Annotated in this window: 15 protein-coding genes and 2 tRNA genes; 7 read left to right on the forward strand and 10 right to left on the reverse strand. The window is 72.4% G+C overall.

The window, feature by feature from the left end:
- Nucleotides 1–115: 115 nt before the first annotated feature.
- Nucleotides 116–565, reverse strand: coding sequence for a pyridoxamine 5'-phosphate oxidase family protein (locus AB0H83_RS25080; RefSeq protein WP_360098402.1), 450 nt, complete (start codon nt 563–565; stop codon nt 116–118).
- A 234-nt stretch (nt 566–799) separates the two neighbouring features.
- Here AB0H83_RS25080 and AB0H83_RS25085 point away from each other — a divergent pair, with 234 nt between their 5' ends.
- From AB0H83_RS25085 to AB0H83_RS25095, 3 genes are read left to right on the forward strand one after another with little or no spacing between them, the layout of a single operon-like run.
- Entirely contained in the window at nt 800–1912 is a 1113-nt protein-coding gene (locus AB0H83_RS25085) for a globin domain-containing protein (protein ID WP_360098404.1), read from the forward strand.
- Nucleotides 1913–1967: 55 nt separating this feature from the next.
- Complete coding sequence (locus AB0H83_RS25090; RefSeq protein WP_360098406.1) at nt 1968–2705, forward strand: CPBP family intramembrane glutamic endopeptidase; 738 nt, start codon at nt 1968–1970, stop codon at nt 2703–2705.
- Between the two features lie 30 nt (nt 2706–2735).
- Nucleotides 2736–5699 (forward strand): S8 family peptidase, encoded by a 2964-nt coding sequence (locus AB0H83_RS25095; RefSeq protein ID WP_360098408.1) that lies wholly within the window; start codon nt 2736–2738, stop codon nt 5697–5699.
- Between the two features lie 27 nt (nt 5700–5726).
- Here the strand turns inward: AB0H83_RS25095 and AB0H83_RS25100 are convergent, their stop codons facing one another.
- Complete coding sequence (locus tag AB0H83_RS25100; protein WP_360098410.1) at nt 5727–6605, reverse strand: hypothetical protein; 879 nt, start codon at nt 6603–6605, stop codon at nt 5727–5729.
- On the opposite strand from AB0H83_RS25100, the gene AB0H83_RS25105 reads away from it, so the two are divergent.
- Entirely contained in the window at nt 6586–7368 is a 783-nt protein-coding gene (locus tag AB0H83_RS25105) for a hypothetical protein (protein ID WP_360098412.1), read from the forward strand. The genes AB0H83_RS25100 and AB0H83_RS25105 overlap by 20 nt on opposite strands.
- A gap of 101 nt (nt 7369–7469) precedes the next feature.
- Here the strand turns inward: AB0H83_RS25105 and AB0H83_RS25110 are convergent, their stop codons facing one another.
- Nucleotides 7470–9587 carry a carboxypeptidase regulatory-like domain-containing protein gene (locus AB0H83_RS25110; RefSeq protein ID WP_360098414.1) on the reverse strand — a complete coding sequence of 706 codons (2118 nt, stop codon included), beginning with the start codon at nt 9585–9587 and terminating at the stop codon, nt 7470–7472.
- A 181-nt stretch (nt 9588–9768) separates the two neighbouring features.
- Between AB0H83_RS25110 and AB0H83_RS25115 the strand changes: the two genes are divergently transcribed.
- Nucleotides 9769–9859 (forward strand) — tRNA-Ser (locus AB0H83_RS25115).
- 35 nt (nt 9860–9894) lie between these two features.
- Nucleotides 9895–9967: transfer RNA gene (locus tag AB0H83_RS25120), tRNA-Arg, on the forward strand.
- On the opposite strand, the gene AB0H83_RS25125 is transcribed toward AB0H83_RS25120, so the two are convergent.
- Together AB0H83_RS25125 and AB0H83_RS25130 are read right to left on the reverse strand one after the other, a co-directional pair.
- Entirely contained in the window at nt 9933–11471 is a 1539-nt protein-coding gene (locus AB0H83_RS25125) for a tyrosine-type recombinase/integrase (RefSeq protein ID WP_360098416.1), read from the reverse strand. The genes AB0H83_RS25120 and AB0H83_RS25125 overlap by 35 nt on opposite strands.
- Nucleotides 11472–11533: 62 nt before the next feature.
- A complete protein-coding gene (locus AB0H83_RS25130; protein WP_360098418.1) occupies nt 11534–12001 on the reverse strand; it encodes a metalloregulator ArsR/SmtB family transcription factor in 468 nt (155 codons plus the stop codon).
- A 64-nt stretch (nt 12002–12065) separates the two neighbouring features.
- Here AB0H83_RS25130 and AB0H83_RS25135 point away from each other — a divergent pair, with 64 nt between their 5' ends.
- Nucleotides 12066–13133: an NAD(P)/FAD-dependent oxidoreductase gene (locus tag AB0H83_RS25135; protein ID WP_360098420.1), complete on the forward strand. Its 1068-nt coding sequence runs from the start codon at nt 12066–12068 to the stop codon at nt 13131–13133.
- Here the strand turns inward: AB0H83_RS25135 and AB0H83_RS25140 are convergent.
- From AB0H83_RS25140 to AB0H83_RS25160, 5 genes are all read right to left on the reverse strand, one after another.
- Nucleotides 13112–13969 (reverse strand): sulfite exporter TauE/SafE family protein, encoded by an 858-nt coding sequence (locus AB0H83_RS25140; RefSeq protein ID WP_360098422.1) that lies wholly within the window; start codon nt 13967–13969, stop codon nt 13112–13114. The two genes, AB0H83_RS25135 and AB0H83_RS25140, sit on opposite strands and share 22 nt — an antisense overlap.
- A 10-nt stretch (nt 13970–13979) precedes the next feature.
- Nucleotides 13980–15323, reverse strand: coding sequence for an MFS transporter (locus tag AB0H83_RS25145; RefSeq protein ID WP_360098424.1), 1344 nt, complete (start codon nt 15321–15323; stop codon nt 13980–13982).
- A gap of 32 nt (nt 15324–15355) precedes the next feature.
- The gene (locus AB0H83_RS25150; RefSeq protein WP_360098426.1) at nt 15356–16780 is read right to left on the reverse strand and encodes an NAD(P)-binding domain-containing protein; all 1425 of its coding nucleotides are present in this window, start codon (nt 16778–16780) and stop codon (nt 15356–15358) included.
- Between the two features lie 75 nt (nt 16781–16855).
- Nucleotides 16856–17362, reverse strand: a complete 507-nt coding sequence (locus AB0H83_RS25155) for an N-acetyltransferase family protein (protein ID WP_360098428.1) — start codon at nt 17360–17362, stop codon at nt 16856–16858.
- Nucleotides 17359–17691 (reverse strand): metalloregulator ArsR/SmtB family transcription factor, encoded by a 333-nt coding sequence (locus AB0H83_RS25160; RefSeq protein ID WP_360098430.1) that lies wholly within the window; start codon nt 17689–17691, stop codon nt 17359–17361. The genes AB0H83_RS25155 and AB0H83_RS25160 overlap by 4 nt, the downstream gene beginning before the upstream one ends.
- Between the last annotated feature and the right edge of the window lies 1 nt (nt 17692).

Raw genomic sequence — 17692 nt, forward strand, 5'->3', positions numbered from 1 at the left:
TCATCATGTGGCAGGTTTGGCTCAGGCTGGCGCCGGAGCGCAGCGGAGGTGACGGCATGAGCGGCCAGCGGAGCGTCTCGGGCCGCTCATCATGTGGCAGGTTTGGCTCAGGCCGTCACAGCTCGCCCGGCGCGGAGATGTAGGCCGACTCGACGTAGACGGTGATCCAGCGGGCCGGTCGGCGCTCCGCGACCAGGTCCAGGGTCGGGTCCAGGTTGAGGGCGTGGTAGGCGCGCCGCATCGCGTCGTCGTCGAGGATCTTCGCCTTGCCGTTGATGTGCAGGCCGACCGCGCCGCGGGCGAAGTCGACGAAGAGCAGGCTGACCCGCGGGTCGCGCTCGATGTCGGAGATCGCGTCGGACAGCGTCGCGTCGTCGAACTCGGGCCAGGCGAGCCGGTTCACCGACAGGATCCGCACGAAGCCGGCGCCGCCGGTGACGAACGTGCAGTCGTGACCGTCCTCCGGCTCGCCCGTCGCCACGAACAGCATCTCCTGGCGGCGGACGAACAGCTGCATCCGGTCGTCGAGCTCGGTTCGGACCTCGTTGTCGGACAGTGTCGGCACGGTGCACCTCCGGAAGACGAACGCCTCTGACCAGCCAAACACCGGGCCGGCGGGGTGGCCGGACAGTCAGTGCGACATGACCGGGCCGCTTCGTGTCCAGTGCCCGGCAGCGGCGCGTCGAGTGGAAAACCATCCGCCAACACGAGACGTCGCACAGTCAGTGCGATGCGTGGTCTTCGCTGGTAGCGACGCTGGCTCTCCTACGGCACCTACGTTTGACCGCGAAGGGCACCGATGAGCAATCTGTCGCGATTACTGAAGGAGAGTTGGACCCTCGTCGAGGATCAGCAGGACAAGCTCGCCAGCTACTTCTACGCGAGGATGTTCCTGAACAATCCGCAGCTGAGGGACCTCTTCCCGGTCCAGATGGACGTGCAGCGCTCCCGGCTCCTCGGCGCGATCGTCACCGCCGTGCAGACTGTCGACGACCCCGACACGTTCGCCGAGTACCTGCTGTCCCTCGGTCGGGACCACCGCAAGTTCCACGTCCAGCCGGAGCACTACGACGTCGTCGGTGACGCGCTGATGGAGGCCCTGCGCACGTTCGGCGGCGACGAGTGGACCCTGGAGTTCGACCAGGCGTGGCGGGACGGCTACGCGGTCATCGCGGCCAAGATGATCGCCGGTGCCGAGGCGGACTCGACCAACCCGCCGTACTGGCACGCCGAGGTGCTCTACCACGAGCGCCGCACCCCCGACATCGCCGTCATCACCTGCCGGCCGCTGCAGCCCCTGGAGTACCGCGCCGGGCAGTACATCAGCGTCGAGTGCAAATACCAGCCGCGGCTGTGGCGGGTGTACTCCGCGGCGAACGCGCCGCGCAAGGACGGCTCGATCGACTTCCACGTCCGGGCCCTCGGCGCCGGCTGGGTGTCCTCGGCCCTGGTCCGGCGGGTCCAGGCGGGCGACATGATCCGGCTCGGCGCGCCGATGGGCTCCATGGTCCTGGACCGCCGCTCGACCCGCGACATCGTCTGCGTCGCCGGCGGCACCGGACTCGCCCCGATCAAGGCCCTGATCGAGGAGATGACCCGGGCCAACCGGACCCGGTGGGTGCACGTGTTCTTCGGCGCCAGGAACCGCGAGGACCTGTACGACCTGGCTTGCCTCAACCGGCTGGCCGCCCGCTACCCGTGGCTGTCGGTGGTCGCCGCCACGACCGACGACCCGGAGTTCCCCGGGGAGCACGGCAGGATCTCCGACGTGGTCGCGCGCTACGGCCCCTGGAACGACCACGACTTCTTCGTCTCTGGCTCACCGCAGATGGTGCGTTCGACCCTGCGCACCCTCGCGGAGATGCAGGTCCCCGCGATCCGGATCAAGTACGACGCCTTCGGGGACGTGTGACGCGGGAGGGGCGCCGTTCGTGCGGGCGGCGCCCCTCCCGCACTACAGTTTCGACGTGATCGACAGGCGCGCCGTCCGCATCGAGGTGCTGTTGCTGCTGGGCGTGTCGCTCGGCAGGTCCGCGATCCTGTCGGTCCTGGCGATCATCGACCGGCTCACCTATGTCAAGCCGCTGTCGGAGCAGACCGCGACGCTCAACCCGTCGGTCACGCCCGACCGGCCCTGGCTCGATCTGGCCTACCAGCTCACCTACACCGGCCTGGGCTTCATCGCTCCGTTGCTGGCGGTGTACCTGCTGCGCCGTGACCACCAGGGCTGGCGCCTCGATGCGCGCCCCGCATCGGACCTGGGCTGGGGCACCGCCTTGGCCGCCCTGATCGGCCTGCCCGGGCTCGGGCTGGTCTGGGTCGCCCAGGAGCTCGGCATCAGCGCCCGGATCGTGCCCGAGGCGCTCGGCACCCACTGGTGGTCGGTGCCGGTGCTGATCCTCGCCGCCCTGCAGAACGGCGTCCTCGAAGAGATCGTCATGATCGCCTACCTGCTGACCCGCCTGCGCGACCTCGACTGGGGCTGGTGGCCGGCGATCGTCACCAGTGCGGCGATCCGCGGGTCGTACCACCTCTACCAGGGCTTCGGCGGGTTCGTCGGCAATTTCGTCATGGGGTTGATCTTCGGCTGGTTCTACCGGCGCACGAACCGGGTCATGCCGCTCATCGTCGCCCACACCATCCTCGACATCGTCTCCTTCGTGGGGTACGCGCTGCTCAAGAATCATTTGACGTTCCTGAGATAGGGCAAATCGCCACAATTTAGTCTGACTGGCGTGGGCCGGATCCTTCTCGTCGTCACCCTCGTCGCCTCGTCCCTCTTCGCCGTGCCCGTCGCGGCACGGGCCAGGGCCGACACCGCGCTCTACATCGTGCAGTTGGCCGGCGACCCGGCCGGCCGGCAGGAGAGCGCCCGCGGCCGGATCCGGGCCGACCGCACCGCCGTGCTGCGCCGCGCCGGCATCGGCCGGACCGTCACCGTGTACGAGTCGGCCTTCAACGGCTTCGCGGCCGCCCTGACCCCGGCGCAGAAGGCGCGCGTCGAGCGGATCCCGGGCGTGCGGCGCGTCTGGAAGAACGAGCGGCGCACCGTCGACACCATCTCCACCCCCGACTTCCTCGGCCTCGCCGGCGACACCGGCGTGTGGAGCAAGCAGTTCGGCGACCCGTCCCGCGCCGGCGAGGGAATGATCATCGGCGTCGTCGACACCGGGTTCTGGCCGGAGAGCCCCAGCCTCGCCCCGCTGCCCGAGCCCCGCCCCGACCAGGCCGTCATCGACAGGAAGTGGTACGCCGGCGGGGTCGACAAGTGCGACGAGGGCACCGGCACCGCCCAGCAGAGGATCACCTGCAACAACAAGGTCATCGGCGCGCGGTACTACGACGGCAGCGGCTTCGGCGGCTGGGAGTCGGAGTTCCGCTCGCCCCGCGACTACGACGGCCACGGCACCCACACCGCCACCACCGCCGCCGGGCTGCACGACATCCCCGCCACCATCAACGGCGACCCCGTCGGCAGGGTCTCCGGCATGGCGCCCGCCGCCCGTATCGCCGTGTACAAGGCGCTGTGGCGGCAGTCCGACGGCGAGGGCTCCGGCGGCACCGTCGACCTGCTCGACGCCGTCGACGACGCGGTCAGCGACGGCGTCGACGTCCTCAACTACTCCGTCTCCGGCTCCTCGGCGCTCGTCGTCGACCCGATCGAGCTCGCCTTCTACAACGCGGCCGCGGCCGGGGTCTTCATCGCCACCTCGGCCGGCAACAGCGGCCCCGACGCCTCCACCGTCGCGCACAACGCGCCGTGGGTCACCACCGTCGCCGCCAGCACCCACAACCGCGGCGCCGACAAGTCCGTGACCCTCGGCAACGGCAAGACCTACGCCGGCGCCGGCCAGGGCCCCGCCGTGCCGTCCGCGCCACTGGTCGACGCCGTCACCGCCGGGCTCAAGACCGCCGAGCCCGGCAAGGTCGAGCTGTGCTACCCGGGCGCCCTCGACCCCGCCGCCGTCACAGGCAAGATCGTGCTCTGCAAGCGCGGCGTCAACCCGCGCACCGACAAGAGCATCGCCGTGCGCGACGCGGGCGGGGTCGGCATGGTCCTCTACAACCCCGACGAGAACTCGCTCAACACCGACTACCACGTCATCCCGACCGTGCACGTCGACCACCACGCCGGCGCCGCGATCAAGGCGTACGTGCGGACCGCCGCCCCGACCGCCGCGCTGTCCGCGGTGTCGAAGACCGTGCCGCGCGCCCCGGCGATGGCTGCGTTCTCCTCGCCCGGCCCCGCCGTCGCCGGCGGCGGCGACCTGATCAAGCCCGACATCACCGCCCCCGGCGTCGACATCGTCGCCGGCGTGTCCCCGGCCGGCCACCACGGCAACCTGTACGACGGCGAGTCCGGCACCTCCATGTCCAGCCCGCACGTCGCCGGCATCGCCACCCTCGTCCGCGCCGCCCACCCCACCTGGACGCCGTCGGCGGTGCAGTCCGCGCTGATGACCACCGCCAGCGTCTTCGACAGCGACGACGGCATGATCCAGCGCGCCGGCGAGCTCGCCAGCCCCTTCGACTACGGCGCCGGCCACGTCACCCCGGCCCGCGCCTTCGACCCCGGCCTCGTCTACGAGTCCGGCCCCCAGGACTGGGCCCGGTACGCGTGCGGCCTCGGCCAGCTCCAGCTCGTCAGCGACTGGTGCCCGACCGTCGGCGCCATCGACCCGAGCGACCTCAACTACCCGTCGATCGCCGTCGCGGCGCTGCCCGGCCGGCAGACGGTCACCCGCACCGTCACCAACGTCTCCGCCCTGCCCAGCGTGTACGTCGCCACCGTCACCGCCCCGCCGGGCGTCACCGTCACCGTCACCCCGAGCACGCTGACCGTCGGCGCCGGGCAGAGCGCCACCTTCCAGATCACGATCACCCGCACCGACGCGGCCTACCGGACCTGGACCTTCGGCTCGCTCACCTGGACCGACCTGCGCGGCCACACCGTGCGCAGCCCGATCGGCGCCCGGCCCGTCGCCCTCGCCGGCCCGGGCGAGGTCACCGGCACCGGCGCCGCCGGCACCGCCACGATCGAGCTCACCGGCGGGTACACCGGCAGCATCGCGACCAAGGTCCACGGCCTCGCCGCGTCCACCGTCACCGAGCGCCGGCTCGCCGGGAGCACGGCCGCCTTCGTGCCCACCGCCCCGGCCACCGGCCCGGCCGTGTTCAAGTTCGGCGTCACGGTGCCGCCCGGCACCGAGGTCGCCCGGCTGGCCACGTTCGCCGCCGACCACGCCCCGGGCACCGACCTCGACCTCTACGTGTACCAGGACGGCGAACTGGTCGACCGCAGCGAGGGCACCACCGCCGAGGAGGAGGTCGCCCTCACCTCCACCGGCACGTTCGAGGTGTACGTGGTGCGCTTCGCCGCCCCGCCGGACGTCGACGCCCGGCCGGTCAGGGCGCATACGTTCCTGGTCGGCGGCACGGCGGCCGGCAACCTGACCGTCACGCCGCAGGTCTCACCGGTGCGGCCGCAGCAGGTGGTGACCTTCGAGGCGGCGTGGAAGGGCCTCGACCCGGCGAAGCGCTACCTGGGCATGGTCGAGTTCGGCGACGGGTCCCAGGCGCGGGCCTGGACGACGGTCGCGATCGGCCCGGCTGCGGGCCTGCCGCCGGCCGCGGTTTCGAGCGTGTCGCCGTCGGCCCCGGTTCTGAGCGTGTCGCCGCCGGTCGTGAGCGGTCGTTGAGCGGCCGCGGGCGATTGTCAGCGGTCGTCAGCGGCCGGGGTCGGCCGGCTTTGCCTTGCGGCGGTAGTAGCGGGTGGCGCGCATGGCGATCGCCTCGGTCGACCTGACCGCGGCGACCGCGCCGAGGACGGGCCCGATGCCGGGCACCGCCCGCCGGGCGATCCTGACGCCCGCGGCCTGCAGCAGCCCGCCGCCGATCGCCCGCCCCAGCGGACTCGCCAGCCGGGCCACCCCCACCCCGGACCCGGCCCGGCGCGAGCGCTGCGCCTGCTCCGCGGCCAGGAGGGCGGCTTCGGCGGTCTCGATCTCGGCGTACACCCGCTGCAGCACGAGCAGCTCAGCCGCCCGCTGCCGATCGAGCGGATCGTGCCCGTGCGCCGCGGCGAGGTGCAGGACGAGCTTCGCGTGCAACCAGTTGACCCCGGCCGCCTCCACCAGCAACCCCAGCGACCCTGCCGCCCCCGCCGCGAACCCCTGCCGCCTCGCCCGCCGCACGAACTCCCGCGTGATCGCCCTGCCCACCGCGTCCCCGTCGGCGTCCGGGTAGTTGACCGCGTACCAGGCCACCCGCTCCCGCGCCCCCGCCCCGAGCCTGGCAACGGCACTGAGGGCGAGGAACTCGGGCAGGTACGCCGGGTTGATCCCGCGCCGCTCCCCGACCGGCGCCCGCCCGGGCGTCTCCGCGGCCTCCGCTGCGACGGGTGCGGCAACCAGGGACTGCGCCTTTGGCTGCGGTGTCGGCTCCGGCTGTGGTGCCGGCTGCGGCTCCGGCTCTGGCTGTGGTGTCGGCTCCGGCTGTGGTGCCGGCTCCCGCGGCGGCTCCGGTTGCGGTGTCGAGGCCGGGAAAAGCGCCTCTTGCGTCGAGCTCACGTCGACGGTCGCTTTCTTGGCCGCCGCTTTCTTCACCGGAGCTTTCTTCACCGGAGCCGCCGTTTTCTTTGCCAGGGCCTTCTTCGCGGGCGCCTTCTTCGCCGGTGGCGCGGCCTTCGCGGGAGTGGCGGCCTCCGCGGTGGCCGGCTCCACGATCTGGACCTCGGCGGGTATTTCTGCGGTCGGAGCCACCTTCTTCGCCACCGCTTTCTTGGCCGCTTTCTTCGCTGCCTTCTTCACGGGCGGCACGTCGCTCGGCGGCGCCACCGGCTCGGCAGCCTTCCTGGCCGCCGGCACCTTCTTCGCCGGCGCCGCCTCCGCGGGCGTCGCCTCCGCGGGCGTCACCTTCACGGGCGCCGCTGCCTTCACGGGCGCCGCTGCCTTCACGGGCGCCGCTGCCTTCGCGGGCGCGGCTATCCCTGGCGCGGCTTCCGCGGGCGCGGCTTTCGCTGGTGCCGCCTTGGCGGGCGCGGCTTTCATGGGCGCTGCCTTGGCGGGCGCGGCTTTGGCGGGCGCTGCCTTGGCGGGCGGCGCGAACGGCGGTGGCGCGAACGGCGGTGGCGCGAACGGCGTCACCGGCGCCGCCGCCGGGCGCGGCATCCGTGGCTGCGGCGGCACCGCCCGCGGCGGCTCCACCGGCGCCGGCGGCGCGCCGAACGGGGTGGTCGCCGGCCGGGGCGTGGCGACAGGCGGCGCTGGCGCGTCCGCAGGGTCGTCCTGCGGCGGCGGCTCGAACCGCAGGGACGTGTCGCCGAGGACCCTCGGGCGGGAGGGCGTCTCGTCGGAACGCGGAGGCTGAGTGGACTTTGGATCCTCTCCCATCCGCAAGAGCGTAATGCGCCTGCCCGCCCAGCACCCGTCTTGCGGCCCGGGGACCTGGCCGGGTCCCCGGGCCGGTGGTCATCCGGCGGGGATCGTGACCGTGACCGTTGTCGTGCGGTTGTTCCTGACCCCGTACGTCTGCGCGGTGGCCAGGTCGGTGCCGCCGAGCCAGCCGGAGCGGCCGTCGTACGTGACGTAATGGAGCTTGACCTGTTGCGGTGCGATGTTCGCGATCGTGTACGTGCCGTCCTGGTTGACGTTGGCGGCGAACGCGACCGGCTCGCCCGACAGCGCGTCGACGGCGCGCAGCTCGACCGGGACCGGGGCGCCGGTCGTGTCGCGGATGGTGCCCGCGACGGTGCCGCCGCCGCGGCGGGCCTTCAGGCTGGCCGTCACCTTCCCACCGGCGACGACCGTGACCGTGCTCGCCTCGTGCCGGTTGACCGCGTTGCCGGTCCAGCGCCACTGGTACGAGGCCTCCGCGAAGCCGACCGCCCAGGTGTACGGACCGATGCCGCTCAGCGTGTACGTGCCGTCCGCCTGGGTGGCCAGGCCACAGCCGTCGCCGCCGACCGGGTTGCGGGGCGGGGTGATGACGGAGACGCAGGCGCCGCCGACCGGTGCGCCGGTGCAGGCCTCGGTGTACCTGCCGCGGATCACCCCGGCCCGGTCGAACACCACGGCGGGACCGGCGACGACGGCACCGCTCGTCACGGTGATGCGCTGAGCCGCTTCGCGACTGCCGGTCCCGCCGGTCGCACCCACCCACTGCAGCCCGAGCGTGTCCACGTCAGGGTCGGCGATCAGCTGGTACGTGCCGGGCGCGAGCGGCCCGATCCGGAGCGTGTTGCCGTCCTCGCCGGTGCACCACTGGCGGAAGCCGGTGTCGGCCAGCGGCCGGTCCACATCGACCGGCTGCACGCAGCCGTGGGCCGGGCCACCGGTCGCGCGGTCGGTGAGCGTGGTTGTGATCGTGGCACCCGCCGTCAGGGCGACGTCGACCTGCGTGGTCTGCCCACCGGCGACGACCGCGAGGGCGTTGTGCCGGTCCAGGTGGACGCCGTCGTCGGTGCTGACGACCAGGTGCCAGGATCCGGCGTACACCTCGTCCAGGAGCACCTCGCCGTTGTCGGTGCAACCCTGGTACATCGAGCTCTCCGCTGTCCAGAGGCAGAACCGCTGCACCGGCGCGCCACTCGCCGCGTCGTGCGTGACGACCCGGACGGCGCCCGTCGGCCGGAACCGCTCGTCGACGGTGGTCGTCTGCCCCTCGGCCACCATGAACCGCTGCGCGCCCGCCTCCGCCAGCGAGTCGTGCGCCCACTGGGTGACCCCGTGCAGGCCGCCGAAGCCCACGGTGTACCGGCCCTCGACGGGCAGGCCACCGACCTGGTACCGCCCGTCGGCGTCGGTCGGTCCGCCGGCCACGTTGCCCAGCTCGTCGCCGACCGCCACCCACGAGCCGGCGACCGGGCTGCCGTCGGCCCTGGTCAGCCGGCCACCGACGGCCCCGGTGGCCAGCGCGTGCTCCTCGACCGTGACCGTCTGCCCCTCGGCGACCGGCACCGTGCCAGCGGTCTCCAGGCTCCGCCCCCCACCGGACCACTGCGTGACCCGGCCGTCCACGGCGTACGAGATCTTGTACCCGCCGGCCGGCACCATGACCTCGAACCACCCGCCGGACGCCGAGGACGCGGTTGCCACGACTTCCCCCGTGCCCGCGTCGTGGAAGGTCACGAACACGTCTGCCGGCGCGCCGTCCCGCTCGAGCAGGCGCCCGGTGACCGTGCCGACCGGCAGCAGCTGCTCGTCGACGATCACCGTGGCTCCCGCGCCCACGGTGAACGCCTGAGCGCTCCAGTACGCCACCTGCCGGTGCGCCCACTGGGTGAAGCTTGCGGAGCCGGTCTGCGCATGGATCGTGAACGCGACCAGGAACTGCCCTGACGGCAGCCCCGCGAAGCCGTACGCACCGGCGGCGTCGGTGGTCGCGGCGCCGTACTGCGCGCCGTTGAGCTGGAGGCTGACCTGCGCACCGGCGACCGGCGCGCCGCTCGGGTCGACAAGATGCCCGACGAGGCTGCCCTGCGCCGGGTCGGCCGCGACGGCAGGTGTGACGGGAACCACTGCGGTGGCGATGGTGATCGCCGTCGCCGCTGCGAGCAGCAGGGGACGACGGAGGGCGCGCGTCAGCATGGCACTCCTGGGTGAGCGGGGTGAGAGACGGCGCGCCGGTCGGCCCCAGCGCCGTGAGCAGCGCAAACGTGGTCCAGGGCAGTGGCGGTGGTCGTCGCGGCGCGCCGGGAGCGTACCCGCTTTGCCCGGTCCTTTGCTGTCCCTGTATCCTCGGACGGCGGCTCCTGGCGACAGGGGCTGTGGAGGCTTCGCCTAGTTCGGTCTATGGCGCCGCACTGCTAATGCGGTTTGGGTCTTAAAGCCCATCCCGGGTTCGAATCCCGGAGCCTCCGCGCAAAACCTGGTGTGTACACTAGGTGAGCACCAAGCGCCCGTAGCTCAACGGATAGAGCATCTGACTACGGATCAGAAGGTTAGGGGTTCGAGTCCCTTCGGGCGCGCAACATCAAGAGGCGGTTGACCTGCGGAAACGCGGGACGACCGCTTCTTCGTGTCTGTCTGTTGTGGACGGTGGGTGTCACGTGGGTGTCGCTTGGGTGTCGTCACAGCGCGTGCTTCCGGCCCGCTGGGCAGGTCTTTGATCGCCGTTGTCGGGCCGGTCGGTGCGGGTGTCCCGGTGGCCGCTCGGGACTGTGGTCGGTTGCGGCTGGCTTTCTCGCGGATCTTGTTGCGGGTGCGTCGGGCGGCGGTGACGACGAGTTTGGCGGTGGCGTTGGCGCAGCGCCGTTGGGCGACGGGAAGGACGCTGGTGTAGGTGTCGGCGGTGACGAGGATGCTGGAGTGCCCGAGCAGGTCTTGCAGGGTTTTGAGGTCGGCGCCGGCCTGGTGGGCGATTGAGGCGGCGGTGTGACGCAGGTCGTGCAGCCGGATCGGTGGGACGTCGATGCGGTTGAGGAGTTGGCGGAAGCGGCAGCTGACGTTGCTGGGGTGGATGGGTAGGCCGTCCATGCGGACGAACACGTACCCGGAGTCCTGCCAGGGTTTGCCGGCGGCGCGGCGGCGGGTCCGTTTCTCGATCTGCCGGGCGCGGTGTTGCCGCAGGATCTGCAGGGTGTGTTCGTCGAGGGCGACGGCGCGGGTGCCGGCTGCGGTTTTGGGTGGGCCTTCGATGACCTGGTAGCCGGCGGTGGTGCGGTTGCGGACGATGTAGAGGACGCCGCGGTCGAGGTCGATGTCGCTCCACCGCAGTCCGCAGGCCTCACCGCGGCGCAGGCCGCGGAGGCCGACGAGCCACCAAAGGGCGTAGAGGCTGTCGTCGGTGACGGCGGTGAGGAACGTGGCGAGGTGCTCGGCGGTCCACACCGCGACGGCGGGGCGCTGGCCGGTGTGCTGCCAGTCGGTGACCTGGTCGTCGGTCCAGACTTTGGCGTGTGGACGTCGGTAGCCGCGGACTTCGATGTGCCGGGCCGGGTTGGCTTCGATCATGCCTTCGCGGACGGCATGGTTGAGTGCCGCGCACAGGGTGGTCCGCAGGTGCTGCATCGCGGACGGCGACTGTGGCTGGCCCTTGCGGTTGGTGGTCTTGGCGATCTCGGCGAACCTGGCCCGCAGCAGCGGCCCGTCGAGGTCGGCGAGGCGCAGGGTGCCGAGCCGGGGGATCAGAACCTGTTCGACGTCGCGGGTGTAGTGCAACATGCTCGTGGGTCGCAGGTGGGTGCGGGTGGACAGCCAGTACCGCAGCCACCGCTCCACCGTCCAGGACCGGGCGGTGCGTTCCTCGCCGGTGGCGGCCAGCCACTCATCACGGGCCCGGCGGGCGGCGGCCTGGGAGGGGTAGCCGCCGCGGCGGACCCGTTCGGAGCGGCCGAGTAGGTTGCGGGCCGAGGCGTGGAAGCACCACGACCCGTGCGCCTGCTCGATCAGCCGTGGGCAGCGCTGTTCGAGGCGCCGGCCGTTGCCGTCACGGCAGCCGCACCGTTTGAAGATCACGCCTTTGCTCGCCATGGTTGTGTCCTCCCGCCTGGGCCTATGGGGTTCAGGTTGGTGGATGCCGGGAGGGTTCGGTGTCACTCGGCCGGGCGACTGCTGGATGTTTGTTGGCCGGGCGGTCGGCGTTGGTCGTGGGAGTTGTCGGCGGCGGTACAGGCGGCCATGGAGGTCGGCGACCTGGGCGGCGTGACGGACGGCGATGCCGGTGACGTTGACTTGATGGAATCGGCGGAGTCGTCGGTGACGGGCGGGCAGCAGCAGGCGAGGTAGGTCTGCAGTTCGCCGAGGCGGGCGTTGATGGTGGTCGGGTCGGCGCGGTAGCGCACGAGTTTGCCGTCGCGGGTGGACTGGACGAGGCCACCGCGGCGCAGGATCGTGAGCTGCTCGGAGGTGGTGGACTGTCCGAGCCCGCAGCAGTCGGCGACCTCGCCGACGGTGAGTTCCTTGCCGCCGGTGAACAGCAGCATGATCTGCTGGCGGGTCTCGCTGGCGAGGGCCTTGAGGAAGTCTTGGGTCGGCCCGTGCAGGGGTGTCGGGGTCGTCATCGGGTTCTAGTCTGCTCCGTCGGCTTCATTTCGTCTTTTCCCGATCTGACGGGACATTGTTGGTGTGACTCGTGCTGACCTTGTGGTGATCGGCGGTGGCCAGGCAGGCCTGGCCACCGCGTCCATCGCGGTGTCCCGCGGCCTGGCACCGCTCGTGCTGGACGCGCAGGCAGTGCCCGGCGGCTCGTGGCCGCGCTACTACGACAGCCTGACGCTGTTCTCCCCGGCCCGGTTCTCGTCGCTGCTGGGCCTGCCGTTCCCCGGCGATCCGGATCGGTATCCGCTGCGGGACGAGGTCGTGGATTACCTGACGTCCTACGCGACCCGCCTGGACGCCGAGGTGCGGTTCGGGCAGCGGGTCGATCGGGTCGTCGGGTCGGCCGGCGGGTTCATGGTGACGACGGCGGCGGGCGGCGTTGTGGAGGCCGGTGCGGTGGTCGCGGCGAGCGGTGGGTTCGGGTCGCCATTTCGGCCGCCGCTGCCGGGTCTGGACACGTTCGCGGGCTCGGTGCTGCACTCCGCGCAGTACCGTGACCCGGTGCCGTTCGCCGGTGCCAGGGTGGTCGTGGTCGGTGGTGGGAAATCGGCGGTGCAGATCGCCGTCGAGCTCGCCGGGGTCGCGCACGTCAGCATCGCCACCCGACGGCCGTTGCGGTGGCAGCCGCAGCGGATCCTGGGTCGGGATTTCCACTGGTGGCTGACCCGCACTGGCCTGGACAGTTCCCGTCTCGGGCCGTGGCTGGCGAGGGGCACCGTGCCGGTGATCGACGACGGCCGGTACCGGGCGGCGGTCCGCTCCGGCAGGCCCGAGCACCGGACGCTGTTCGAGCGGGTGGACGGCGAGCACGTCGTGTGGCCGGACGGCGCCCGGGAACGCGTCGATGCCATCGTCCTGGCGACCGGTTACCGGTCCGACCTGTCGTACCTGGCCGGGACCGGGGCGCTCGACGCGCACGGTGTGCCGCTGCACGCCGGCGGCGTGTCAACATCGGTGCCCGGGCCGGGGTATGTCGGGTTGGAGCGGCAACGGAGTTTCGCCTCGGCCACGCTGCGCGGGGTCGGCCGCGACGCCGCGCACGTCCTCGACCAGTTCACGCGGCAGCCGTCGCGTCAGGCGCGCGTGACCGGCTGAGCGCGGTTGTGGTCGCCGTCGGTGGCGTGCCGCCAGACCTTGACGGAGGACAGAAGCAGCAGCAGGGCGAGCCCAGGCACGAGGACGGTGTCAGGGACGGCGCCGAGCAGCAGACCGCCGAGAACGGTGCCGGTGATCGACCCCGCGGCCAGCACGGCAACGAGGCGGGCGTGGCGGCGTAGGACGGTGAAGCTACCGTCGTGGCTGTAGCGGGCGAACGCGACGAGCATCGTGGGGAGCGAGACGGCGAGGGAGAGACTGCCGGCGACTTTGATGTCGGTGCCGAACAGCAGCACGATCGTCGGGATGAGCAGTTCACCGCCTGCCACACCCATGATCGCGGCGACGACGCCGATCCCGAACCCTGCCACGACGCCTGCCGCGACGACGACGGCGGGCGCGAGGGCGACGTGGTGCAGAGTGCCGGCGTGGTTGCCGATCAAGGCGAGCGCGATGAGGACGAGGAGTGCGGCCAGGACGCGGTAGAGGGTCGTAGTGCGCATCCGGGTGGCCCAGGACGCTCCGGCCCAGGCGCCGGCGAGGCTGCCGAGCAGCAGGTTCGCCACCACGTCCCAGTGCGGCCACAGCGCGGACAGGGGCACGGCGGTGAGCCGGGCGGGCAGTGCGGTGACGACCACGACCAGACTGAGGGCCTTGTTGAGGATCACGGCCTGCAGCGCTACGAACCCGAACAGCGTGATCAGCAGCGGGAGGCGGAACTCGGCGCCGCCGAGGCCGATCATCCCACCCAGCACGCCGACGGCCGCGCCGGCGGCGAACGCGACCGGCAACGATGACCGGGTGTTGGCCCGGTCGGCGGCTGAGGGGGTCGGCACAGCTGGCACCCTACGGCTCCGTGTCGGCTCGCTGGCCGCTCGGCCGGTGCTGGCGTCCGCCGGTCGAGGGCGCGGTGAGGTCCGTGCTGTGCGCTGCGGTGGCGCCGGCGATATCGCGGACGTCGCTGGCGTGTGGCGGGGCGGAGGTGGCGCGGGTGAGGATGCCGACGACCGCGACGATGCTGGATGTGCCGATGGTGAGCAGGACCGGGGTGTAGCTGCCGGTGGTGGTGTAGAGGGCGGCGGCGGCGAGGGGTGCGCCGGCTTTGGCGAGGGTGACCGGGGTGGCGAGGGCACCGGCGATGCTGGCGTAGGCGGTGGTGCCGTACCGGTCGGCGAGCAGGCCGGGAATGGCGAGGCTGGACACGCCGAACCCGATCCCGAACCCGGTGACCGCGATGACCGCGCCCAGGCGGGTCGCACCGGCGATCGGCAGGCTGAGCGCTGCGGCGGCCTGCACGGTGAAGACGAGGGCGACGACGCGGTGCAGCCGGAAGCGGCGTTGCGCGGCGGTGAGGACGAGCCGGCCGGTCACGGACAGCACGCCGAGGAGCCCGGCGACGGTGGCGGCGAACGTGGCCGGGTGGCCTTCGTGGACGAGGAACCCGACGAGGTGCACGGTCATGGCGCTCATCGCGGCGCCGTGCGCGACGAACGCGACGGCCAGGCACCAGAACCGGCCGTCGCGGACAGCTACCCGGACGAGGGTTCGACGTTGCGCGCGGGTGGCGCTCGGCGCGGCGACCGGTCCGGTCGGTGGGCGGCGGATGACGAGGCCGTGCAGCGGCACGGCGACGGCCGCGTACACGGCGGCGAGGACGAGCAGGGTGGTGCGCCAGCCGTGCCGGTGTTCGAGCTGCCCGGTGAGGGGCATGAAGATGGTGCTGGCGAACCCGGCCACGACGATCATCGCGAGCAGCGCCTTCGCTCGGCGGGCCGGGTCGAACCAGGACACGATGACGGCGGTCGCCGGTTCGTACAGCGCCATCGCCATCGCGACGCCGAGCCCGACGAACACCGCGTACAACTGCCACACGGCATGCACCTGCGAGCAGGCCACGAGCAGTCCCGCGCCGGCGACCGTCCCGGTGGTCATGAGCGCCCGCCCACCGTGGCGGTCCAGCCATCGCCCGACCGGCACGGCGGCTGCGGCGGAGGCGAGCAGCGCGGCGGTGATCGCACCGGTGACCGCGGTCGCGGAGGTGTGCAGGTCAGCGGCGATCGGGTGCAGCAGCACCGCGAAGGCGTAGTACAGGCAGCCGTACCCGACGGTCTGGGTGACCGCGAAGACGGCGACGATCCGCCAGCCGTGGAAGGCCGGCCGGTGGTCGCCGCCGCGCGGGTCAGCGGCCACCGGTGTCGAAATGTGGGTGGGGGGCGGCGTCATCAGCCGCAGCAGCCGCCGGCCTGCTCACCCGAGGCGGGCTGCGACACCGAGACCAGGGTCAACGGCGCGGACAGGAGCCCGCCTGCGATCCCGGTCGCCAACCCACGTCCCGAAGGCACGGTGACCTCGGCGGGGGTGCCACAGCAGCCGCCACCGGCCGCGTCGACGGTGTCGTCACCGACGACCGGGTTGCTGTTGCACACCCCGGTCTCGGGCAGGTCGAGCTGGACGTCGCGGGCGGCATCCCAGTCCCCGGCGAGGGCGGCGACCACGGAGCGGGCCTGCTCGTAGCCGGTGGCCAGGAGGAACGTCGGGGCGCGGCCGTAGCTCTTCACACCGATCGCGTAGAACCCGGCCTCAGGGTGGCCGAGCTCGTCGGCCCCGTGCGGCGGGACGGTGCCGCAGGAGTGCTCGTTCGGGTCGATCAGCGGCGCGAGGGCGCGGGTGGAGCCCATGATCGGGTCCAGGTCCAGGCGCAGCTCCGACACGAACCCATGATCGGGCCGGAACCCGGTTGCCGCCACGATCCGGTCCACGACCACCGTGCGCACCCCGTCGGACACCGCGACGCCCCCGTCGGGTAGGACGGTCAGGGTCTCGGCGGAGAACCCGGTGACGAGTTCGATCCGGCCGGCGTCGACGTGTTCACGCAGCCGGGTGCCGATCGCGCCGCGGGCCGGGAGGGCGTCGGCGGCCTCGCCGCCGTAGGTGCGGGCCGGGGAGGCGGCGCGGATCGCCCAGGTCACCTGCGTGCCCGGCACCTCCTGGGTCAGGTCGGCCAGGACGAGGAGGGTGTTCGCGGCGGAGTGCCCGGCGCCGACGACCAGGGTGCGCTTGCCGGCGAACCGGTCCCGGTCGGCGCCGAGGACGTCGGGTAGCGCGTGTTCGATGAACGACGCGGCGGTGGTCTCGCCGTGGGCGGGGATGCCCGAGGCGCCGAGGACGTTCGGGGTGGACCAGGTGCCGGACGCGTCGATCACGGCGCGGGCGAGCAGGTCGGTGCCGTCGGCGAGGCGGACCAGGAACGGGGTGGTCTCCCGGCCGGCGGTGCGCAGCCGGTCCAGGCCGAGGCGGGTCACGGCCACCACCCGGGTGCTGTAGCGGACGTTCGGCTTGAGCGCGGGCAGGTCGGCGAGGGGCTGCAGGTAGTCGCCGGCGAGTTGCCCGCCGGTGGGCAGGCGCTCCGGGTCGGGTTCGACCCAGCCGGCCTCGGCGAGGAGCCGGCGGGCGGCGGCGTCGATGTTGTACCGCCACGGCGAGAACAGCCGCACGTGGCTCCACTGCCGCACGGCGGCGGCCGGGGTGTCGCCGGCCTCCAGCACGGTGAACGGCAGGCCCCGCTCGTGCAGGTGGGCGGCGGCGGCCAGGCCGACCGGGCCGGCCCCGATGACGACGACGGGCAGGTCTTCCAGACGGGTACTCACAACGAACTCCAATGCCTTGACGACGTTCGAAATAGGAGGGCGGACTGCGGTGCGGTGTTTGCTGCGGGTGACAGGTCAGACCACGAGCGGGCTGCGGCGCTCGATGAAGACGACGTCGCGCCACCGGTTGCCCTGGCTGGCGTGCCGGCCGATGCGTTCCCGGACGCCGAGCTCGCGGAAGCCGGCGACGCGGTGCAGGGCGCGGCTGGCGGTGTTTTCGGGGAAGATCCCGGACTGGATGGTCCAGATCCCGGCCGCCTCGGTCGAGGCGATCAGCGCGTCGAGCAGGGCCCGGCCGACGCCGCGGCCCTGGGCGGCGGGGTCGACGTAGACGGAGTGCTCAACCACTCCGGCGTACACCTGCCGGGCGGACACCCGGGAGACAGCGACCCAGCCGAGGACGGTGCCGTCGGGATCGACCGCGACGTGCCGGTGGGCGGGCAGCTTGCCCGCGTCGAACGTTTCCCAGGTGGGGGCGGTGTCCTCGAAGCTGGCGTCGCCGGCGTCCATGCCCGCCTGGTAGATCGCCAGGACCGCGACGGCGTCGTCGGCGGTCATCGCCCGGATCGCGATGTCGGTCATGCGCAGCCGCCGATCGGACTGGGGGCCGGTTTGCCCATCACGACGTCGGCGGCGGACGGGAAACAGTCGATGCAGGTGGTGTTGATCCGGTAGTGCCGAGCGGTGCCGACCGGCTCCACCAGGACGAACCGGACCTCGGTCAGGATCTTCAGGTGCTGCGACACCGTCGACTGCGCCAGCCCGACCGCGGCGACGATCTCCCCGACGCTCAGCGGCTTGCCCTGCCGCGCGAGGTACTCCACGATCTGCACCCGGGACGGGTCCGCGAGGGCACGGAACCACGACGCGTACGTCTCCGCGGTCGTCCGGTCGAGGAGTTCGGTCACCATC

The sequence above is a fragment of the Dactylosporangium sp. NPDC050688 genome, from assembly GCF_040654515.1.
In the GTDB taxonomy this organism is placed as follows: Bacteria; Actinomycetota; Actinomycetes; order Mycobacteriales; family Micromonosporaceae; genus Dactylosporangium.

Coding starts and splice junctions, on each gene's coding strand:
- AB0H83_RS25160 (WP_360098430.1), bottom strand. CDS start 17,691: ATGGTGACCGAACTCCTCGACCGGACGACCGCGGAGACGTACGCGTCG.
- AB0H83_RS25155 (WP_360098428.1), bottom strand. CDS start 17,362: ATGACCGACATCGCGATCCGGGCGATGACCGCCGACGACGCCGTCGCG.
- AB0H83_RS25125 (WP_360098416.1), bottom strand. CDS start 11,471: ATGGCGAGCAAAGGCGTGATCTTCAAACGGTGCGGCTGCCGTGACGGC.
- AB0H83_RS25085 (WP_360098404.1), top strand. CDS start 800: ATGAGCAATCTGTCGCGATTACTGAAGGAGAGTTGGACCCTCGTCGAG.
- AB0H83_RS25110 (WP_360098414.1), bottom strand. CDS start 9,587: ATGCTGACGCGCGCCCTCCGTCGTCCCCTGCTGCTCGCAGCGGCGACG.
- AB0H83_RS25130 (WP_360098418.1), bottom strand. CDS start 12,001: ATGACGACCCCGACACCCCTGCACGGGCCGACCCAAGACTTCCTCAAG.